The 17938-nt window shown below is 67.0% G+C and carries 15 protein-coding genes and 1 pseudogene; 12 read left to right on the plus strand and 4 right to left on the minus strand.

Annotation, left to right across the window (positions count from 1 at the left end; all coding sequences use genetic code 11):
• Nucleotides 1-9: 9 nt before the first annotated feature.
• Nucleotides 10-1032 (minus strand): Bug family tripartite tricarboxylate transporter substrate binding protein, encoded by a 1023-nt coding sequence (locus AC1DKV_RS02540; RefSeq protein WP_477137392.1) that lies wholly within the window; start codon nt 1030-1032, stop codon nt 10-12.
• Nucleotides 1033-1552: 520 nt separating this feature from the next.
• On the opposite strand from AC1DKV_RS02540, the gene AC1DKV_RS02545 reads away from it, so the two are divergent.
• From AC1DKV_RS02545 to AC1DKV_RS02575, 7 genes and pseudogenes are all read left to right on the plus strand, one after another.
• Nucleotides 1553-1885, plus strand: a complete 333-nt coding sequence (locus AC1DKV_RS02545; protein ID WP_441613513.1) for a hypothetical protein — start codon at nt 1553-1555, stop codon at nt 1883-1885.
• A 53-nt stretch (nt 1886-1938) separates the two neighbouring features.
• Nucleotides 1939-2514, plus strand: a complete 576-nt coding sequence (locus AC1DKV_RS02550) for a DUF2889 domain-containing protein (RefSeq protein ID WP_477137393.1) — start codon at nt 1939-1941, stop codon at nt 2512-2514.
• A gap of 114 nt (nt 2515-2628) precedes the next feature.
• On the plus strand, nt 2629-3615 hold the full coding sequence (locus AC1DKV_RS02555) for a Bug family tripartite tricarboxylate transporter substrate binding protein (RefSeq protein WP_477137394.1): 987 nt from the start codon (nt 2629-2631) through the stop codon (nt 3613-3615).
• 71 nt (nt 3616-3686) lie between these two features.
• Nucleotides 3687-4853 (plus strand): thiolase domain-containing protein, encoded by a 1167-nt coding sequence (locus AC1DKV_RS02560; protein WP_477137395.1) that lies wholly within the window; start codon nt 3687-3689, stop codon nt 4851-4853.
• 28 nt (nt 4854-4881) lie between these two features.
• Nucleotides 4882-5277, plus strand: a pseudogene (locus tag AC1DKV_RS02565) (Zn-ribbon domain-containing OB-fold protein); the annotation flags it as partial.
• 52 nt (nt 5278-5329) lie between these two features.
• The gene (locus AC1DKV_RS02570) at nt 5330-7435 is read left to right on the plus strand and encodes an acetate--CoA ligase family protein (protein ID WP_477137396.1); all 2106 of its coding nucleotides are present in this window, start codon (nt 5330-5332) and stop codon (nt 7433-7435) included.
• 61 nt (nt 7436-7496) lie between these two features.
• Nucleotides 7497-8243, plus strand: coding sequence for an SDR family NAD(P)-dependent oxidoreductase (locus AC1DKV_RS02575; protein WP_477137397.1), 747 nt, complete (start codon nt 7497-7499; stop codon nt 8241-8243).
• 27 nt (nt 8244-8270) lie between these two features.
• On the opposite strand, the gene AC1DKV_RS02580 is transcribed toward AC1DKV_RS02575, so the two are convergent.
• Nucleotides 8271-9257, minus strand: a complete 987-nt coding sequence (locus AC1DKV_RS02580) for an AraC family transcriptional regulator (RefSeq protein ID WP_441613506.1) — start codon at nt 9255-9257, stop codon at nt 8271-8273.
• Between the two features lie 326 nt (nt 9258-9583).
• Here AC1DKV_RS02580 and AC1DKV_RS02585 point away from each other — a divergent pair, with 326 nt between their 5' ends.
• From AC1DKV_RS02585 to AC1DKV_RS02605, 5 genes are all read left to right on the plus strand, one after another.
• Entirely contained in the window at nt 9584-10357 is a 774-nt protein-coding gene (locus tag AC1DKV_RS02585) for a glucose 1-dehydrogenase (RefSeq protein ID WP_477137398.1), read from the plus strand.
• 53 nt (nt 10358-10410) lie between these two features.
• Entirely contained in the window at nt 10411-10917 is a 507-nt protein-coding gene (locus tag AC1DKV_RS02590) for a 2,4'-dihydroxyacetophenone dioxygenase family protein (RefSeq protein ID WP_477137399.1), read from the plus strand.
• Nucleotides 10918-11085: 168 nt separating this feature from the next.
• A complete protein-coding gene (locus AC1DKV_RS02595; protein WP_441613503.1) occupies nt 11086-12702 on the plus strand; it encodes an arylsulfatase in 1617 nt (538 codons plus the stop codon).
• Between the two features lie 96 nt (nt 12703-12798).
• A complete protein-coding gene (locus AC1DKV_RS02600; protein ID WP_477137456.1) occupies nt 12799-13908 on the plus strand; it encodes a formylglycine-generating enzyme family protein in 1110 nt (369 codons plus the stop codon).
• A 128-nt stretch (nt 13909-14036) separates the two neighbouring features.
• Nucleotides 14037-15413, plus strand: coding sequence for an MFS transporter (locus tag AC1DKV_RS02605; protein ID WP_441613502.1), 1377 nt, complete (start codon nt 14037-14039; stop codon nt 15411-15413).
• A 253-nt stretch (nt 15414-15666) separates the two neighbouring features.
• Here AC1DKV_RS02605 and guaA read toward each other — a convergent pair whose 3' ends face one another.
• Together guaA and AC1DKV_RS02615 are read right to left on the minus strand one after the other, a co-directional pair.
• Nucleotides 15667-17286 carry a glutamine-hydrolyzing GMP synthase gene (gene guaA, locus AC1DKV_RS02610; RefSeq protein WP_441613501.1) on the minus strand — a complete coding sequence of 540 codons (1620 nt, stop codon included), beginning with the start codon at nt 17284-17286 and terminating at the stop codon, nt 15667-15669.
• Complete coding sequence (locus AC1DKV_RS02615; RefSeq protein WP_441613500.1) at nt 17261-17872, minus strand: hypothetical protein; 612 nt, start codon at nt 17870-17872, stop codon at nt 17261-17263. Before AC1DKV_RS02615 ends, guaA begins: the two co-directional genes overlap by 26 nt.
• Between the last annotated feature and the right edge of the window lie 66 nt (nt 17873-17938).

The following is a 17938-nucleotide window of genomic DNA, read 5'->3' on the forward strand; positions in this document are numbered from 1 at the left end:
CGATATCGGTCAGTCGATGGTGGCGCCCGAGCGCTGGATGGTGGCCTTCCATTTGCTGCGCTCGGCCTTGACGAAGTCAGCGAACGGCTGAGCGGACATCGGCAGCGGCACGCCACCCATCTTGTGGATGGCATCGACGGCCGCCGGGTCCTGCAGCATGCGGCCGATGCCGGCCTGCCACCTGGCTACGACAGCGGCCGGCGTGCGCGCCGGGAAGAACAGGCCGATCCACGAAGTGGACTCCGCCTCGGGGTAGCCGGCCTGCGCGATGGTGGGCACCTGCGGCAGCGCCGGCAGGCGCGTGGCGCCCGTTACTGCCAGCGCGCGCAGCTTGCCGGCCTGGATCTGCGCCAGCGTGGACGCCGGATAGTCGAAGGTCATGTCGACCTGCCCGGCCAGCAGGTCATTGATGGACGGCGCGCTGCCCTTGTACGGGACATGCACAAACCTGACGCCGGCCTGCGCCTGGAACAGCTCGGCGGCCAGGTGCGTGCCGGTGCCGTTGCCGGCGGAAGACACGGTCAGCTTGCCGGGATTGGCCTTGGCAAAACCGACCAGCTCCCCGACGGACTGGTACGGCAGCCGGCTGTTCACGACCAGTACATTGGGAATGGAAACCAGCCCCTGCGCGGCGACGAAGTCCCTGGCCGGATCGAAGMGCAGCGCCTTGTACAGGTACTGGTTGCTCGCCATGGTCCCTTGCGTGCCCATCAGCACCGTGTATCCGTCCGGCTCGGCGCGCGCCGCCAGTTCGGTGGCCAGGTTGCCGCCCGCGCCGGGACGGTTGTCGACAATGACGCGGATGCCGGCATCACGCGTCATGCGCGCTGCTACCAGCCTGCCCAGCTGGTCGGTGATGCCGCCAGGCGGCCCCGGCACCACGAGCGTGACCGGCTTTTCGGGATAGGTGCCCTGCGCCTGTGCGGGCTGCGCTGCCCACGCCAGGGCGCCGGCTCCGAATGCCGCGGCACAGGTAGCGGCCAGTGTCCACTTACACAGGCGCCAGCACCGTTTTACAACGGATCTTTGCATTTCCAGTCTCCATTTCAGCGCCGGTGCTCCGGGACGGTGCCGGGCAGCCGAGGTGCGATGTGTTCTTGTCGCTCATCTTTCATCTACGAGAATTCGGAGCAATCCACCAAATGCCGTACTTAAAGATACTACGCCATTTCGTACTTATCTACCAGTGGTCGTAGAAATGACGGATATGTTCCACCTGAGCGCAGGCACGGCGCGACACGGCAGTGACCTGGTGGCGCCAAAAGCACCCCCGGAAGGGCTACGCCACCCTGTACCGCTGATAGCGGGGCTTATCCCGCGGCGCGTGGCTTATCCCGCGTCCGCCCCCCTTGGTCGAGTGGGGGCGAATGCCGGGCCGCTGCGTGACACTGTTCCGAAGATTCCGCAGCCCCCAGCCAGAAGCGGCTGCCAACGACGAGACCAGCCCATGCAGTACGACGCACCCCTCACCCCGGCCCCGCCATCCCTGCCGCAATGCCGGCCGGCGCCAGCGCGCCAGACGCCGCAGGCCCTTACGCCGATGGAGCGGCTCATGGACCTGTTGCAGGAGGTGCGCCAGTTCAGCAGCCAGCTGCAGCGCAAGGCCAGGCAATCGGCCCGCGGCGCCGGCGGGCCGGCCTATGCCGATGCATTGCACACCATGCTGTGCGACCGCATGCGCAGCGGCGATGCCCGCATGCGCATCGTCTGCTACGCGTCGGCGGCGGAACTGGGCGTGCCAGTGGAACTGCAGCCGGAACACTGCCGGCAGGCCATGAGCGGCGGCCGGGGCTTCCCCTTGCGCGTGCTGTTCTGGGCCGCGCACCGGCGCGTGCAGGCTGCCAGACGGCCGCGCCGCCATGCGGCGGCACAGCCGTGGAACTGAAGCGACCGACCGAATTGCCGCCCGCGCCGCGCGCGCGGGCATGGAGCCCGACCATGATGACCAGCACGACTGACCGGACCGCCATCCACACGCGACAGGTGACCTGCCACGGGTACGAGCGCAGCGATGGCATGCTCGAGATCGAGGMCGAACTGCGCGACCTCAGCCCCACCGGAACCGACCTGTTGTTCAAGCAGGTGCCGCCGGGCGGCGCCATCCACCATATGCGCATCGTGGTGACGATGGACCGGGCGCTGCTGATCCACGACGTGAAGGCCGTGATCGAAACCGGCCCGACCGAGTACTGCCGCGCGATCGAGTCTGCCTACGCCKGCCTGATAGGCCTGCAGATCCGCGGCGGCTTCCGCCAGCAGGCCAGGGCGATCGTGGGCGGCGTGCGCGGCTGCACCCATCTGACCGAACTGCTCGGCCCGCTGGCCACCACCGCCACGCAGACCACCATGGCCATCGGCCGCCGCGAGCGCAAAGGCCGCTGGCCGGGCGAGGGCACCGGGCCCATGCCGAAGCCCGTGCTGATCGGCAGCTGCCACACCTACCACGAGGACGGCGAGGCGGCGAAGCTGCTGTGGCCTGTGCACCGGCGCGTGCCGGCCGCGCAGGACGCCTGATCACTGGCGTCGGCAGCGCGGCGCCGCTGCCGAGGCCGCATGACGCGCATCGCGCGCTACCAGCAAGCCGGGCCGCCTCGGGCACCTGGCCGCTACGAAAACCACGGAGAAGACATGAGCTGTTTTGCAGAACGGGCCCGCGGGCCTTTGCGTACGTTGCTTGCGTTGCTCTGCCTGCCCGCGCTGCCAATGCCAGCCGCGGCGCAGGCGTATCCGGAGCGGCCGGTGCGCATCGTCTCGATCACCAGCGCCGGCACCGGCGCCGATGACTACACGCGCCTGCTGGCCAGGCACCTGGGACAGAAACTCGGGCAGAGCTTCGTGGTCGAGAACAAGCCCGGCGCGAACATGATCCTGGCCTGCGACTATGTCGCCAAGTCCGCGCCGGATGGCTACACGCTGCTGCTCTCGGCGTCCGGCGCCATGGCCGCCAACCCCTTCCTCTTCAAGCGGCTGCCCTATGACCCGCTGAAGGACTTCGTGCCGATCGCGCGCATGTCGGTGATTCCGGTCGCGCTGGTCGTGCCGGCCACCTCGCCGTACCGCACGGTGGCCGACCTGGTTGCCGCGGCCAGGGCGAAACCGGGCACGCTTAACTTCGGCACCTCGAGCACGGGCTACCGGACCATCCTCACCGCGTTCAACGACGCCGCGAAGATCCAGGCCGTGAGCGTTMCCTACAAGGCCATGAGCACGCTGCTGCCCGACCTGATGAGCGGCGTGGTCGACTACGGCGTCGTCGAGGTATCGGCCGTGGTGCCCCACGTGCAGTCGGGCAAGCTGCGCGCGCTGGCGGTCACCGCCAACGCACGCATGCCGCAGCTCAAGGACGTGCCCACCATGGCCGAGGCCGGCATGCCGGCGGCAGCGGTGAACAGCTGGACCGGCCTGTTCGCGCCGGCCGGCACGCCGCAGGCTGTCGTCGACAAGCTCGCGCGGTACACGCTGGAGTTCGTGAACTCGCCGGAGGCGCTCGCGCACTACGGCGCGCGCGGCAGCCTGGCCTTTCCCGCGAACGGCGCCGAGCTGCKMCAGACCATCGTCGCCGACCAGCAGATGTGGAAGCGCCTGATCACACTGGCCGGCATCGAGCCGGAATGACGCACGCGGCGTTTGCCGGCCGCACGCCAGCAACACCTGTCCTCCCCCCCTACTGACCCAAGGAAGCAAGCATGAGCATCAAAGGCAAGGCCTATATCGTCGGCGCCTATGAGCACCCGACCCGCAAGGCACCGGACAAGACCGTGGCCCAGCTGCACGCAGAATGCGCCAGGGGCGCGCTGGAAGACGCCGGCCTGACACTGGCCGACGTCGACGGCTACTTCTGCGCGGGCGATGCCCCGGGCCTGGGCGTGCTGAACATGGTCGACTACCTCGGCCTGAACGTGCGCCACGTGGACTCCACCGAGACCGGCGGCTCCTCTTACCTGGCGCACGTCTCGCACGCCGCGCAGGCCATCGCCATGGGCAAGTGCAACGTGGCGCTGATCACGCTGGCGGGACGCCCGCGCTMCGAAGGCTCCAGCGGCACCAAGCCGCGCAACTGGGGCGACAACCTGCCCGACCTGCCCTTCGAGGCACCGTACAGCCCGCTTACGGTCAATTCGTACGCCATGGTCGCCATGCGCCATATGTACGAGTACGGCACCACCAGCGAACAGCTGGCGTGGATCAAGGTGGCTGCTTCGCACCATGCCCAGCACAACCCCAACGCCATGCTGCGCGACGTGGTGACCGTGCAAGACGTGCTGAACTCGCCGATGATCTCGGACCCCCTGCACAAGCTGGACTGCTGCGTGGTGTCGGACGGCGGCGGCGCGCTGATCGTGGCGCGCCCGGAAATCGCGGCGAAGCTGAACCGGCCGAAGGTCAGGATCCTTGGCGCGGGCGAGCATGTGAAGGGCCAGCTGGGCGGCAAGGTCGACCTCACCTGGTCCGCGGCCCGCGCCTCCGGTGCGGCAGCCTTCGCCGAAGCCGGCGTCACGCCCGCCGACATCCAGTATGCGTCGATTTATGACAGCTTCACCATCACGGTGCTGATGCAACTCGAAGACCTGGGCTTCTGCAAGAAGGGCGAAGGCGGCAAGTTCGTCGCCGACGGCAACCTGATTTCCGGCATCGGCAAGCTGCCCTTCAACACTGACGGCGGCGGCCTGTGCAACAACCACCCGGCCAACCGCGGCGGCATCACCAAGGTGATCGAGGCCGTGCGCCAGCTGCGCGGCGAAGCCCACCCGGCCGTGCAGGTCAAGAACTGCGGACTGGCGCTGGCACAGGGCACCGGCGGCCTGCTGGGCTCGCGCCACGGCAGCGCCACCCTCATCCTGGAACGCGAATAACGCCTGACTGCAGGCATCGAGCACAGCCATGACCACACCCTACACCCCTACCCCATTCAAAGCGCCCGCCGAGCATCCCGACAACACGGAATTCTGGGCCGCCGCGCGCGAAGGCCGCCTGCTGGTGCGCCACTGCGACAGCTGCGGCAAGCCCCACTGGTACCCGCGCACGCTGTGCCCGTTCTGCCTGGGCACGACGCACTGGAAGCAGGCCAGCGGCCGCGGCACGATCTATTCGTTCAGCGTCACGCGGCGCGCCGGTCCGACGCCGTTCTGCATGGCCTACGTCGCGCTGGACGAAGGCGTCACGATGATGACGCAGATCGTCGATTGCGATCTCGACACGGTCCGGATCGGCCAGAAGGTGCAGCTGCGCTTCTCGCCGTCGGACGGCGGCGCGCCGCTGCCGACCTTCACGCTTGCCYGATCCGGCCAGCGGTTCCTGCCTCCTGCCCACAACCCTGCCAGCCTGATCCATGAATACGACTGCCTCCCTGGAACGACTGTTGAACCCGCGTTCGGTCGCCATCATCGGCGCCTCGGACGATCCATTGCGAATCGGCGGCCGGCCGATCGCCTCCATGCGCAAGCTTGGCTATGCGGGACGCATCCTGCCGGTCAACCCCAATCGCCGTGAAGTGCAGGGCCTGCAGGCCTGGCCCTCGGTCGCGGCCTTGCCGGAAGTCCCTGACGTGGCCATCGTGGCCGTCCCCTCCGGCCAGGTGCTGGAAGTGCTGAACGCACTGGGCGAACGCGGCGTGCCCGCGGCCATCCTGTTCAGCGCCGGCTTTGCCGAAGTCGGCGGCGACGGCGTGGCCATGCAGGCCGAGCTGGTGGCCGCGGCACGACGCACCGGCATGCGCCTGCTCGGGCCGAATTCGCTCGGCCTCGTCAACCTGCATACCGGCTTTGTCGGCAGCTTCTCCTCACTGGCTGGCATCGACGACGTGCGCGCCGGCCGGGTCGGTATCGTCAGCCAGTCCGGCGCGTACGGCAGCCACCTGGTATCAGCCATGGTGGATTCGGATGTCGGCCTGTCKAACATCGTCATGACCGGCAATGAGGCCGACCTGACGCTCGGCGAGATCGTCAGGCTGATGGTGGACGATCCCAACACCGATGTGATCGCCCTCTACTCCGAAGGCATCAACGATGGCGACGGCCTTGTCGACGCGCTGAAGGCCGCGCGCGCCGCGCGCAAGCCGGTGGTGATGATGAAGGTCGGCCGCAGCGAGGTGGGTGGCGCCGCGGCACAGTCGCACACCGCGTCGATCGCCGGCAACGATGCGGTGGTCGATGCCGTGCTGCAAGAGCTCGGCGTGGTGCGCGCCTACACCACCGAAGCAATGCTCGACATTGTCCGGCTGGCCACGCGCAGCGTGTTCCCGGCCGACAACACGCTGGGCGTGATCACMGTCAGCGGTGGCGCCGGCGTGATCGTGTCGGACGCCGCCGAGGAATACGGCGTGCCGATGCCAGAAATGCCCGCCTCCGCGCAGGCCGCGCTGCTCAAGCGGCTGCCCATCTGCGCCCCGCGCAATCCGGTTGACACCACGGCGCAGTTCATCAACGACCCGACGCTGGTGCAGCCGTTCATGGACATGATGCTCACCGAAGGCGGCTATCGCACGGTGCTGGGCTTCTTCAGCTATGCCGGCACCACGGGCCAGGTGGCGCCGGTGCTGCGCGAGCAGCTCGCACGGGTGCGCGCCGCTTATCCGGACCGGCTTTATGTGCTGGTGCTGCGCGGCCCGCGCGAGGTACTGCGCAACTACGAGGCCGAGGGCTTTACGGTGTTCGAGGACCCKACMCGCGCCGTCGCCGCGATCGCCGCCATGGGCCGTTTCGGCCGCGCCTTCGCCATGCAGCCGCTGGCGCCCGCGCCGCAGGTCGGACCGGTGGCCCTGCCGGCGCAGACGCCCAGCGAGGCGCAGGGCAAGAAGCTGCTGGCCGAAGCCGGCATCGCCAGCGCGCCGGAGAGCGCCTGCAGCGCGGTCGAGACCGCCGTGCTGGCGGCGCGCGAGATCGGCTACCCGGTGGTGATGAAGATCCTGTCCCCGGACATCCTGCACAAGTCCGAGATCGGCGGCGTGCTGCTGAACGTGAGCGACGAGGCAGCCGTGCGCAGTGGCTTTGCCACGCTGATGGAACGCGCCGCCAAGGCCGCGCCCGAAGCGCGCATCGAAGGCGTGCTGGTGGCAAAGCAGCTGGGCGGCGGCGTCGAATGCATCATGGGGATCAACCGCGACCCGGTGTTCGGCCCGATCGCCATGTTCGGTCTCGGTGGCGTATTCGTGGAGGTGCTCAAGGACGTGGTGTTCCACCGCTGCCCCTTCGGCGAGGACGTGGCCGAAACCATGATCCGTTCGATCAAGGGCGCGCCGCTGCTGTTGGGCGCGCGGGGCCGGCCGGTCGCGGATATCCCGGCGCTGGCGCGCACGCTCTCGCGCCTGTCGGCCTTCGCCGTGGCCGCGGGGCCGCGCCTGCAATCGATCGACCTGAACCCGGTCTTCGCGATGCCGCAGGGCGAGGGCGCGTACGCCGCCGACGCGGTCGTTGAAATCAATACGGACGCGGCCTGATGCGTGGGGGAAGGGCCGCCCTGGCGGCCCTTCCCCGTTTTTTTCCAGAGGATCTTCAGACATGAACCTTCAGAACAAGATCGCTATCGTCACCGGTGCCGCTTCCGGCCTGGGATTCGCGACATGCGAGGCACTGGCCGCGGCCGGCGCCACGGTGGTGGGCTTCGACCGCGATGCCGCCCGGCTCGCCGAGGCAATGGGCCCGGCGATGACGGCCATCGCCGTGGATGTTTCCGACGAGGCCAGCGTCAAGGCCGGCGTGCAAGCCGCGCTGCAAGCGCACGGCGCAGTCCATGTCGCCGTCAACTGCGCGGGCGTGCTGGGCCCGAGCAAGACGCTGTCCAAAGGGCAGCTCTTTCCGATGGACCTGTGGAACCAGGTGCTCGGCGTCAACCTCACCGGCACGTTCAACGTGATTCGCCATGCGGCGCTGGCGATGAGTGCCAATACCCCGGATGAAGGCGGCGAGCGCGGCGTGATCGTCAATACCGCGTCGATGGCGGCCAGGATCGGCCAGATGGGACAGGCCGCATACAGCGCCAGCAAGGCGGGCGTGGTCGGCATGACGCTGCCGATCGCGCGCGACCTGGCCGAACACGGCATACGCGTGATGTCGATCGCGCCCGGGCTGTTMGAATCCGGCATGTCGGCCGCCATGCCGCAGAAGGTGGCCGACGGCTTGCTGGAGAAGATGCTGTTCCCGCGCCGCATGGGCAAGGCCGCCGAGTTCGCCGGACTGGTGCGGCACATCGTCGAGAACCGCTATCTCAACGCCAGCACCATCGAGATCGACTGCGGCTCGCGCTGATCCGGCGCCGCCGGTCCCTTGCCCTGGTCAGCCCGCCTGCCGGAGACGATCCCGATACCGGTTGGGCGTGACGCCCTTCCAGCGCCGGCAGGCGCGGATGAAATTCGAGACCTCGCCATAGCCGAGCGCTTCGGCCACCTGCTCCAGCGTCAGGCCGCTGGCGAGCAACTCCTCGGCCAGTGCTTCGCGCACTTCTTCCTGCAGCTGGCGGAAGCTGGTGCCCTCCTCCACCAGGCGGCGGCGCAATGTGCGGGAGGTCATATGCAGTTCTCCGGCTAGCGTCTCCATGTCCAGCCACTGGCCCGGCCGGGCCACCATGCGGTCGCGCAGCTTGCCCGCAAGGCCATCGCGCGCCTGCCGGCGGGCGAGCATCGCCTGGCATTGCGCTTCGCACTGGCTCGCCACCTCGGCGCTGGCGCCCGGCAGCGGATGGTCAAGATAGCCGGATGCGTCCTTGACGATGCGGTTCTCCGCAGCCGCGAAGCGCGGCATKATGCCGAACAGCGCCAGGTAGGGGCGAGCATCGGCAGGCTCCGGCATGCGCAGGCTGACGCTCTGCACGGGCAACGTGGTGTGGATCAGGTCGCGCATGATGCTCGTCATGCTCGCGCAGTCGCGCTCGACGATAAACGTGCGCACGTCTTCCGGCACCTTGCTGTCGTCGAGGGTGGAAACCAGCGTGTCCCCCACCACTTCGGTGTGGATATCGGGAAACGGATACGAGAGATCGAGATAGCGCACCGCCATGCCGATGGCATGGCGCAGCGTGGCGCAACTCAGCAGCGCAAACCCCCAGATGCCATAGGTCGCCAGCCGGTAGCGCAGGCCAGCATCGATGCCCAGGCCCGGGGCATGTCCCAGCGCATTCACAAGGTTGCGTATCAGCCGCAACTCCTGCTCCGCTTCCACCACGGCGCCCGGGTTGGCCAGTTGCTGCCAGTTCAGGCCGGTCCCTTGCAGGCAGCGATCCCCCGACAAGCCATGGTCGAGCCCGAACTGCAGCAGCAGCTGCACGCTCGGTCCATTGTGACGGGGAACATGCCTGACGGTACGCATCGGCGCGAAGGAATTGGGTTGTCCGGAAATGATAACTATCTGTCCGAATATGCCATAACACCGACGCGCGCGCCCACTTAGCATTACTACCCATCGAGTGGCGTATCAACGCCCGAAAGACAAGAACCAGGAGACAACCCCCGTCGTCGCGGCTACCGCAGCGACACCCACCGTCCGGCAGCGCCGGACCGGTTCACTGCGCCAGCACGCGGCGCGGCATTGGTGCTCATCCATCGCACCAGGCGCGCCAAATCCCACCTTTGACAGACAAGGACATATCGACCATGCGAATGCAGGACAAGATCGCACTCGTCACCGGCGGCGCCTCGGGCATGGGCCTCGCCTTCTCGCGACGACTGGCCCGKGAAGGCGCCCKGGTCTTCTTCACCGATATCAACGAGACCGGCGGCCGGCAGGCCGAAGCGGAACTGAGGCAGGCAGGACTGCAAGCTGCTTTCCTGCGGCACGATGTCGCGCAGGAAGCCGACTGGCTGCGCGTGCTGGACCATATCCGCGTGGCCGAAGGCCGGCTGGACGTGCTGGTGAACAATGCCGGCATTGCCATCTCCCAGACCATTGAAACCTGCACGCTCGAAGACTTCGACAAGATCCTCAACGTCAATCTCAAGAGCGTCTTCCTGGGCTGCAAGCATGGGCTCGCGCTGATGAAGGCAAAGGGCGGCTCGATCATCAACGTGTCGTCGATCACTGCGATCTGCGGCGAGCCGATGGCGCCCGCCTACAGTGCGTCCAAGGCAGGCGTTCGCTTTCTGTCGAAGTCCGTGGCGCTGCACTGCGCCGAAAAAGGCTATGCCATCCGCGTCAACAGCCTGCATCCCGGCTACATCGATACGCCGCTGCTCGCCAGCGGCAACACCGGCAGCCTGAGCGAAGCCGAGCTGATGGCCTCGCGCATGCGCATCGGCGGCGAGATCCCGCTCAAGCGCCGCGGCACGCCCGACGAAGTCGCGGGCGCCGTCCTGTACCTGGCCAGCGATGACTCCGCCTATGTCACCGGCACCGAACTGGTGGTCGACGGTGGCTATGCCTGCCATTGACTGCCATCGACCTTTGCTCTGCGCACCAATTTCTGATCCAGGAGACCCTGACCATGGCACTTCCCGAAACCATCACCCATCAGGACAAGCTCCTGTACGTCGACACCACCGCGCACCCCTTCCTGAAGGCCTTCGGCGGCCATGAAGGCATCGAGATCTTCCCGCTGTTCCTGGACCCTTGCAACGGCGTATGGATCATCCGCGCCCGCTTCGCGCCCGGGCTGACGCTGCCGCTGMACTTCCACACCGGCGTGGTTCACTTCTACACCATGAGCGGCAGCTGGTACTACACCGAGTACCCCGACCAGAAGCAAACCGCCGGCTGCTATCTGTATGAACCGGGTGGCTCGATCCACCAGTTCAACACGCCGGCCGACAACGACGGCCCGACCGACGTGATCTTCCAGGTCATTGGCGCAAACGTGAACTTCATGCCGGACGGCTCCTTCATCAGCCTGTCGGATGCCGGCCAGATCAAGGCCTGGGTGGACCAGGCCATCCGTGCGCAGGACAACGGCATGAAATACATCTCGGGCGGCCTGCCGGGCCTTTCCGCCTGACGAATCGCTTCGGAGAATGCACAGATGCTACGCACGATGGGCTTTCCCGGCCAGTACGTGCAGGGCCCCGGCGCCCTGCGGCAACTGGGCGCCCTGCGCGGCAGGATGGGCTGGAAGCGGCCGGTGGCATTGCGCCAAGCCTGACCCTCACCTTCACCGGGAAGAATCATGACCGAACGAATGAAACGCGCGCTGGCCGCGATCGCGACGGGACTGGCCGTTGCCGTTGCCAGCCCGTTTGCCGCCGCGGCCCAGGGCAGCAGGCCGAACATCCTCGTCATCTGGGGCGATGACATCGGCTGGCAGAACATCAGCGCTTATGGCATGGGCACCATGGGGTACACCACGCCGAACATCGACAGCATCGGCATGGCCGGCATCCGCTTTACCGACCACTATGCGCAGCCGTCCTGCACGGCGGGGCGCGCGGCGTTCATCACCGGGCAATACCCGATCCGCTCCGGCATGACCACGGTCGGCCAGCCGGGCGACAAGCTCGGCCTGAAAGCTGAATCGCCCAGCCTGGCCGAGGTGCTCAAGCGCCTTGGCTACCGTACCGGACACTTCGGCAAGAGCCATCTGGGCGACCACAACGAGAACCTGCCGACGGCGCATGGCTTCGATGAATTCTTCGGCAACCTGTATCACCTCAACGTCGAAGAACAGCCGGAGTACCACGACTACAAGCACTACGCGAGCGACTATCCGGGCGGGCCCAAGGCATTCGCGCAGAGGTTCGCGCCGCGCGGCGTGCTCCACGCCTTCGCCACGGACAGCGACGACGCCAGCACGGATCCGCGCTTCGGGCGCGTAGGCCGGCAGAAGATCGAGGACACCGGCCCGCTCACCATGAAGCGGATGGAGGACTTCGATGCGGAGGAAGTCATTCCAAAGGCCATCGACTTCATGCAGAAGTCAAAACAGGAAGACAAGCCGTTCTTCGTCTGGCTCAACACCAGCCGCATGCATCTGTACACCCACCTCAACGACAAGTGGCGTTACGCGGCAGCCAGGTACACGCATGAAGATGACCTKCACGGCGGCGGCATGCTCCAGCACGATCACGATATCAGCCTCGTACTGGACTATCTCAAGCGCAGCGGCCTGGACAACAACACCATCGTCTGGTACTCGACCGACAATGGCCCGGAGCACTCGTCGTGGCCGCATGGCGCGACTACGCCCTTCCGTGGCGAGAAGATGACGACCTACGAAGGCGGCGTCCGGGTGGTGTCCATGCTGCGCTGGCCGGGCGTCATCAAGCCGGGCCAGATCAAGAACGGCATCCAGGCGCATCAGGACATGTTCACCAGCTTCGCGGCCGTAGCCGGCGCTCCCGACGTGGCGGAGCAGATGCAGCGCGAGAAGAAGCAGTACATCGACGGGATCAACAACGTCGACTACTGGACCGGCAAGTCGCAGGAAAGCGCGCGGCGGGACTTTCTCTACTACTACGAGAGCAAGCTGGCGGCGGTGCGCATGGGCCCGTGGAAGTTCCACTTCTCGGTGAAGGAGGATTACTACAGCGACCTGCGTCCCCGCACCATCACCATGCTGTTCAACCTGCGCAGCGACCCGTTCGAAAGCTATGACAGCAAGGATTCCTACGGTCATCTGGTGCAGAAGGCAGCGTGGATGGCGGGCCCGCTGGGCGAATTGATCGGGAACCACCTGCAAACGCTGGGGGAATATCCGCCGGTGCAAGCGGCCAAGTCGTTTGACCGCTCGAACATGGTGCAGGACTTCCTGCAGCAGAAGCGGCAGCAGGCTGCCGGGCGGCAATAGGAGTCTCCGATGGAACGCAGCGGGCAGCTCGGGGCACGAGCGGTGAAGACATCKGGAGGCGGCCGGCTGGCCACGCGGCGCCACGGCCGCGCAATCATGCTGGCCTTCGTGGCATGCGTTGCCGCCGCCACCGGCGGCGGCCTTKCCTGGTGGCAGGCACGCACCCATGCACCGGGCGCCGTCGTCGCCAGKCCTGGAGATGGCGTTAGCGGGCCGCGGGGCATGGTCCACATCCCCGGCGGCGAATTCCTGATGGGCAGCGACAGCAAGATGGCCCAGGACAACGAGAAGCCCGCGCACAAGGTGCGCGTCCATGGCTTCTGGATGGACCAGCATCACGTCACCAATGCCGAGTTCCGCAAATTCGTCGCGGCCACCGGTTACGTCACCACTGCGGAAAAGACCCCTGAATGGGACACCCTGAAGGTCCAACTGCCGCCGGGCACGCCGCGCCCGCCCGCCAGCGCGATGGTGCCGGGCGGCATGGTGTTCGTGGGCACATCGCGGCCGGTGCCGCTGCAGGACTATTCACGCTGGTGGCGCTACGTTGCGGGCGCCGACTGGCGCCATCCGGGCGGGCCCGGCACGTCGATCGATGGCAAGGACGACCACCCGGTGGTGCAGGTCTCCTATGAAGACGCGCAGGCCTATGCCCGATGGGCCGGCAAGCGCCTGCCGACGGAAGCGGAGTGGGAGTTCGCGGCACGCGGCGGCCTGGCGCAGGCGACCTATGCGTGGGGCGAGAAGTTCGCCCCCGACGGCAAGCAGATGGCCAACGCCTGGCAGGGGCAGCAGGCGCAGCCCTTTCCCGTGGTGAGTCCCAAGGCGGGCGGCGCGCCGGGCACGAGCCCKGTCGGCACCTTCCCGGCCAACGGCTACGGCCTGCATGACATKACCGGCAATGCCTGGCAGTGGGTAACGGATTGGTACCGGCCCGACCAGTTTCAGCGCGAAGCCGCTCTCGGCCGGCTGATCGAGAATCCCGCGGGTCCCGTGGCCTCCTGGGATCCGGGCGAGCCCGGCGTTCCCGTCAACGCGCCGAAGCGCGTCACGCGCGGCGGCTCCTTCCTCTGCAACGAGGACTACTGCCTGAGCTATCGCCCCAGTGCCCGACGCGGCACCGACCCTGACAGCGGCATGTCTCACCTCGGTTTCCGGCTGGTCATGGACGACAGTCGCTGGGATGCGAAGCAGCGCGATCGCTAGCCTCAGCCTCCTGATCGGGACGCTCTCCACAACCGGCTCTTCGCCGCCCCGAAGCGGTCCCTGTACAAGCCAGGCACAACAACAGCGTAGACCAACGCCAATGCAACGCCCCTCTGGGAGGAGACACGATGACAGATGCCAAAAAGACCATTGACGTAAAGCAGTTCATCGACGGACAGCGGTTCTCGCCATATCAATGGCTGATCCTGGTCGTCTGCTTCCTGACCATTGCCATCGACACCTACGATGCCTTCGCCGTCGGCTTCGTTGTCCCGGTGCTGATGCAGGCATGGCACCTGGACAAGGCGGTCTTCGGGCCCGTCATGAGCGCATCGATCCTCGGCATGGCGATCGGCGCCCTGCTGGCCGGCCCTCTCTTCGACCGCACCACGCCGAAGACCGTGATGGTTGCCTCCATGATCCTGTTCGGCCTGTGCAGCTTCGGCAGCATGTTTGCCGAAACGCCGCTTTCGCTGGGTATCTGGCGATTTCTCACCGGCCTTGGCATCGGCGCGGCGGTGCCGGGAGCCACGACACTCGTCTACGAGTACGCACCGGCAAGGCGCAGCGCGCTACTCGTCAATACCATGGGCTGCGGAGGAATGATCGGCGCGGCGGCGTGCGGCATGACCGCCGGGCTGCTGATTCCGGCCTACGGCTGGAAGAGCCTGTTCGTGGTGGGTGCGTTCATGCCGATCGCCCTGGCGATTGTCGTGCATTTCACGGTGCCGGAGCCGCTGCGTTTCATGGTGCTGCGCCAGTGGCCGGCCGAACGGATTGCCGCCGTGCTTCGCCGCATCGCCCCGGCGCATGACTTCGAAGGCGCGCGCTTTGCCTTTTCCGAAGATCAGCCCAAGGGCCCCGGATCGGGGATGGCCGTCATGCTGTCGAAGCCGCTGCGCGCGGGAACGCTGGCGCTGTGGCTGACCTACTTCGCCGGCACGTTCGCCTACTACCTGCTGATGGGCTGGATGCCCACGCTGATCCAGGAGTCAGGCGCGACCTTGCGGCAGGCGACGATCGCGACCAGCCTGTTGGCCCTGGGCGGCATCATTGGCGCCTTCCTTGTCGGCTGGCTGATGGACCGCTTCGAGCGCAACAGCGTCGTGGCGCTGGCATTTGCCCTGGGCGGCGCCTCGGTCTGGCTGATCGGGCAACAGGCCGGCAGCCCKATMTGGCTCGCCGCCAGCATCCTGCTTGCCGGCGTGGGCCTGAATGGCGCGATATTCTCGATGGGCGGCCTCGCTGCAGCGTTCTACCCGACGCATGGCCGCTCGGCAGGCATCGCATGGATGTACGGCATCGGCCGCATTGGCGGCATCCTCGGGCCAATCACCGGCGCTGTCATGCTGCGCGCGGGGGGCGCCGACGTGTTCTTCACGATCGTGGCGGCCACCATCCTCTTCCCTGTGCTGGCGCTTTGGTTCAAGCGCAGGGCAACATCAGGCGCAGGCGAGATCGCAGCCTCTGTCCGTGACGGGGTCGGAAGCAGCCGCTTGCGCTGACAATTCGACCAACCCCTGCMCGCCATCGCTGCCGTTCGGACTTGCCAGGCCGAACGGCAGCATTGGGGCGCAACGCGCGCGGCTTCGGGTCCATCTTCCGTCCMGCGGTCAAAACCTGTGCCGGACAGCTACAGCCACGCCGTACCTGCCCTTCTGCCCTGCGCTCGGCAAGTAGCCGGCGGCAAAGCCGTTGGGCGAGGAATCGAAATTCAGCCCGGCGCTTCTTTTTCGATAGTCCCCGAAGAACCCGGTTTCACTCCCACTCGATCGTCGCAGGCGGCTTGCCCGACACGTCATACACCACCCGGTTCAGCCCCCGCACCTCGTTGATGATCCGGTTCGAGCAGCGGCCCAGCAGCGCGTACGGCAGGTGCGCCCAGTGCGCCGTCATGAAGTCGGTGGTCTGTACCGCGCGCAGCGCGACGACGTAGTCGTAGGTGCGGCCGTCGCCCATCACGCCGACGGACTTGACCGGCAGGAACACGGCGAAGGCCTGGCTGGTCAGGTCATACCAGCTCTTGCCCACTTGCGCGGGTTCGCACAGGCCGGCGGCGGCGTCCTTCTCGGTGGCCAGCGTGCCGCGCAGTTCTTCGATGAAGATGGCATCGGCGCGGCGCAGCAGTTCGGCGTAGTCGCGCTTGACCTCGCCCAGGATACGCACGCCCAGGCCCGGGCCCGGGAACGGGTGGCGGTAGACCATTTCGGGCGGCAGGCCGAGTTCCACGCCGAGTTCCCGCACTTCGTCCTTGAACAGGTCGCGCAGCGGTTCGAGCAGCTTGAGGCCCAGCGTTTCCGGCAGGCCGCCCACATTGTGGTGGCTCTTGATGGTGGTGGCTTTCTTGGTCTTGGTGCCGCCGGACTCGACCACGTCGGGGTAGATGGTGCCTTGCGCCAGCCACTTGGCCTTGCTTAGCTTCTTGGCTTCGGCCTGGAACACTTCGACGAACTCGCGGCCGATGATCTTGCGCTTGGCTTCCGGATCGGTCACGCCGGCGAGGTGGCCGAGGAACTGCTCGGCGGCGTCGATGTGCACGACCTTGGCATGCAAGCGGCCGGCGAACATTTCCATCACCATCTTGCCTTCGTTCAGGCGCAGCAGGCCGTGATCGACGAACACGCAGGTGAGCTGGTCGCCGATGGCGCGATGGATCAGCGCCGCGGCCACCGACGAATCGACGCCGCCGGACAGGCCGAGGATCACTTCTTCGTCGCCGACCTGCTCGCGGATCCGGTTGACGGCTTCAGCGATGTGGTCGCGCATGACCCAGTCGGGCCTGGCGGCGGCGATCTTCTGCACGAAGCGGTCGAGGATGTCGCGGCCCTTGGCGGTATGCGTGACTTCCGGGTGGAACTGCACGGCGTAGTAGCCGCGCGCCTCGTCGGCCATGCCGGCGATCGGGCAGCTCGGCGTGGATGCCATCAGCTTGAAGCCCGGCGGCAGCTCGGCGACCTTGTCGCCATGGCTCATCCAGACCTTGAGCATGCCGTGGCCTTCGGGCGTGGAGAAATCCTCCAGGTCCTTGAGCAGCGCGGTGTGGCCATGCGCACGCACTTCGGCGTAGCCGAATTCGCGGTGATCGCTCCACTCCACCTTGCCGCCGAGCTGCACGGCCATGGTCTGCATGCCGTAGCAGATGCCCAGCACCGGCACGCCGAGGTCCCACACGGCCTGCGGCGCGCGCAGCTGATGGTCTTCGTAGGTGCTGGCGTGGCTGCCGGACAGGATGATGGCCTTGGGCGCGAACTCGCGCACGAATTCTTCCGACACGTCGTTCGGGTGGATCTCGCAGTAGACGTGCGCTTCGCGCACGCGGCGGGCGATCAGCTGCGTTACCTGCGAGCCGAAATCAAGGATGAGGATTTTGTCGTGCATGATGGGCGGATGACGTGTCGTCCGGCGCGGGGTCGGGCATCACTTCCGTGCCCGGGCCATAGCCGGGCGGTGGCGTGAAACCAGGCTCGCGCCGGTATTCGGGTGATTGCGGCCGGCCTGCCACGGGGGGCGCGCCGGCATCCTTGTCTTGCGAATCTTTCTGCAGTTCGCGCTGCGCGCGCAGTTCACGCTCGCGCACGCGCACGCGCTTGGCCGCCGGCAACTGCACGGCCGCGAAAAATGCCAGCACCGCGGCCAGCACCGGCAGCCAGATCTTGCCCGCGCCCTGCACCGGCAGGTCGAGCATGAGCATCCAGGCCACGATCAGCACCGCGCTGACCAGGTTGACCTGGCCCACCGTGCGTGCCACCGCCACCGTGAGCTGCCCGTTGATGGTGGCCTGCCACAGCAGCAAGGCCAGGCCGATCAGCGCCACGCCGAGCAACTGCCCGTAGAGGGGGGGCTGGGGCTGCGGCAACTGCAGCGCGCTGTAGAGCGTCGTGAAAGGCGAAAGCAGCAGGACGATGCCGAGCAGCAGATCCAGCAAGGCATCGAGAAACAGCACAGCTCGCAGCAGAACTTTCATGAAATCTCCTCCGGTCAGGCGTAAGGCCCGGCCTGGGGGCGCGGCCGGCTCGGCCCGGCAGAAAGC

The sequence above is a fragment of the Cupriavidus sp. 05T41 genome, assembly GCF_056396525.1.

Excerpts from the sequence above, each read along its gene's own strand:
- AC1DKV_RS02545 (WP_441613513.1), top strand. The coding sequence starts at position 1,553 with ATGGACCTGTTGCAGGAGGTGCGCCAGTTCAGCAGCCAGCTGCAGCGC.
- guaA (WP_441613501.1), bottom strand. The coding sequence starts at position 17,286 with ATGCACGACAAAATCCTCATCCTTGATTTCGGCTCGCAGGTAACGCAG.
- AC1DKV_RS02615 (WP_441613500.1), bottom strand. The coding sequence starts at position 17,872 with ATGAAAGTTCTGCTGCGAGCTGTGCTGTTTCTCGATGCCTTGCTGGAT.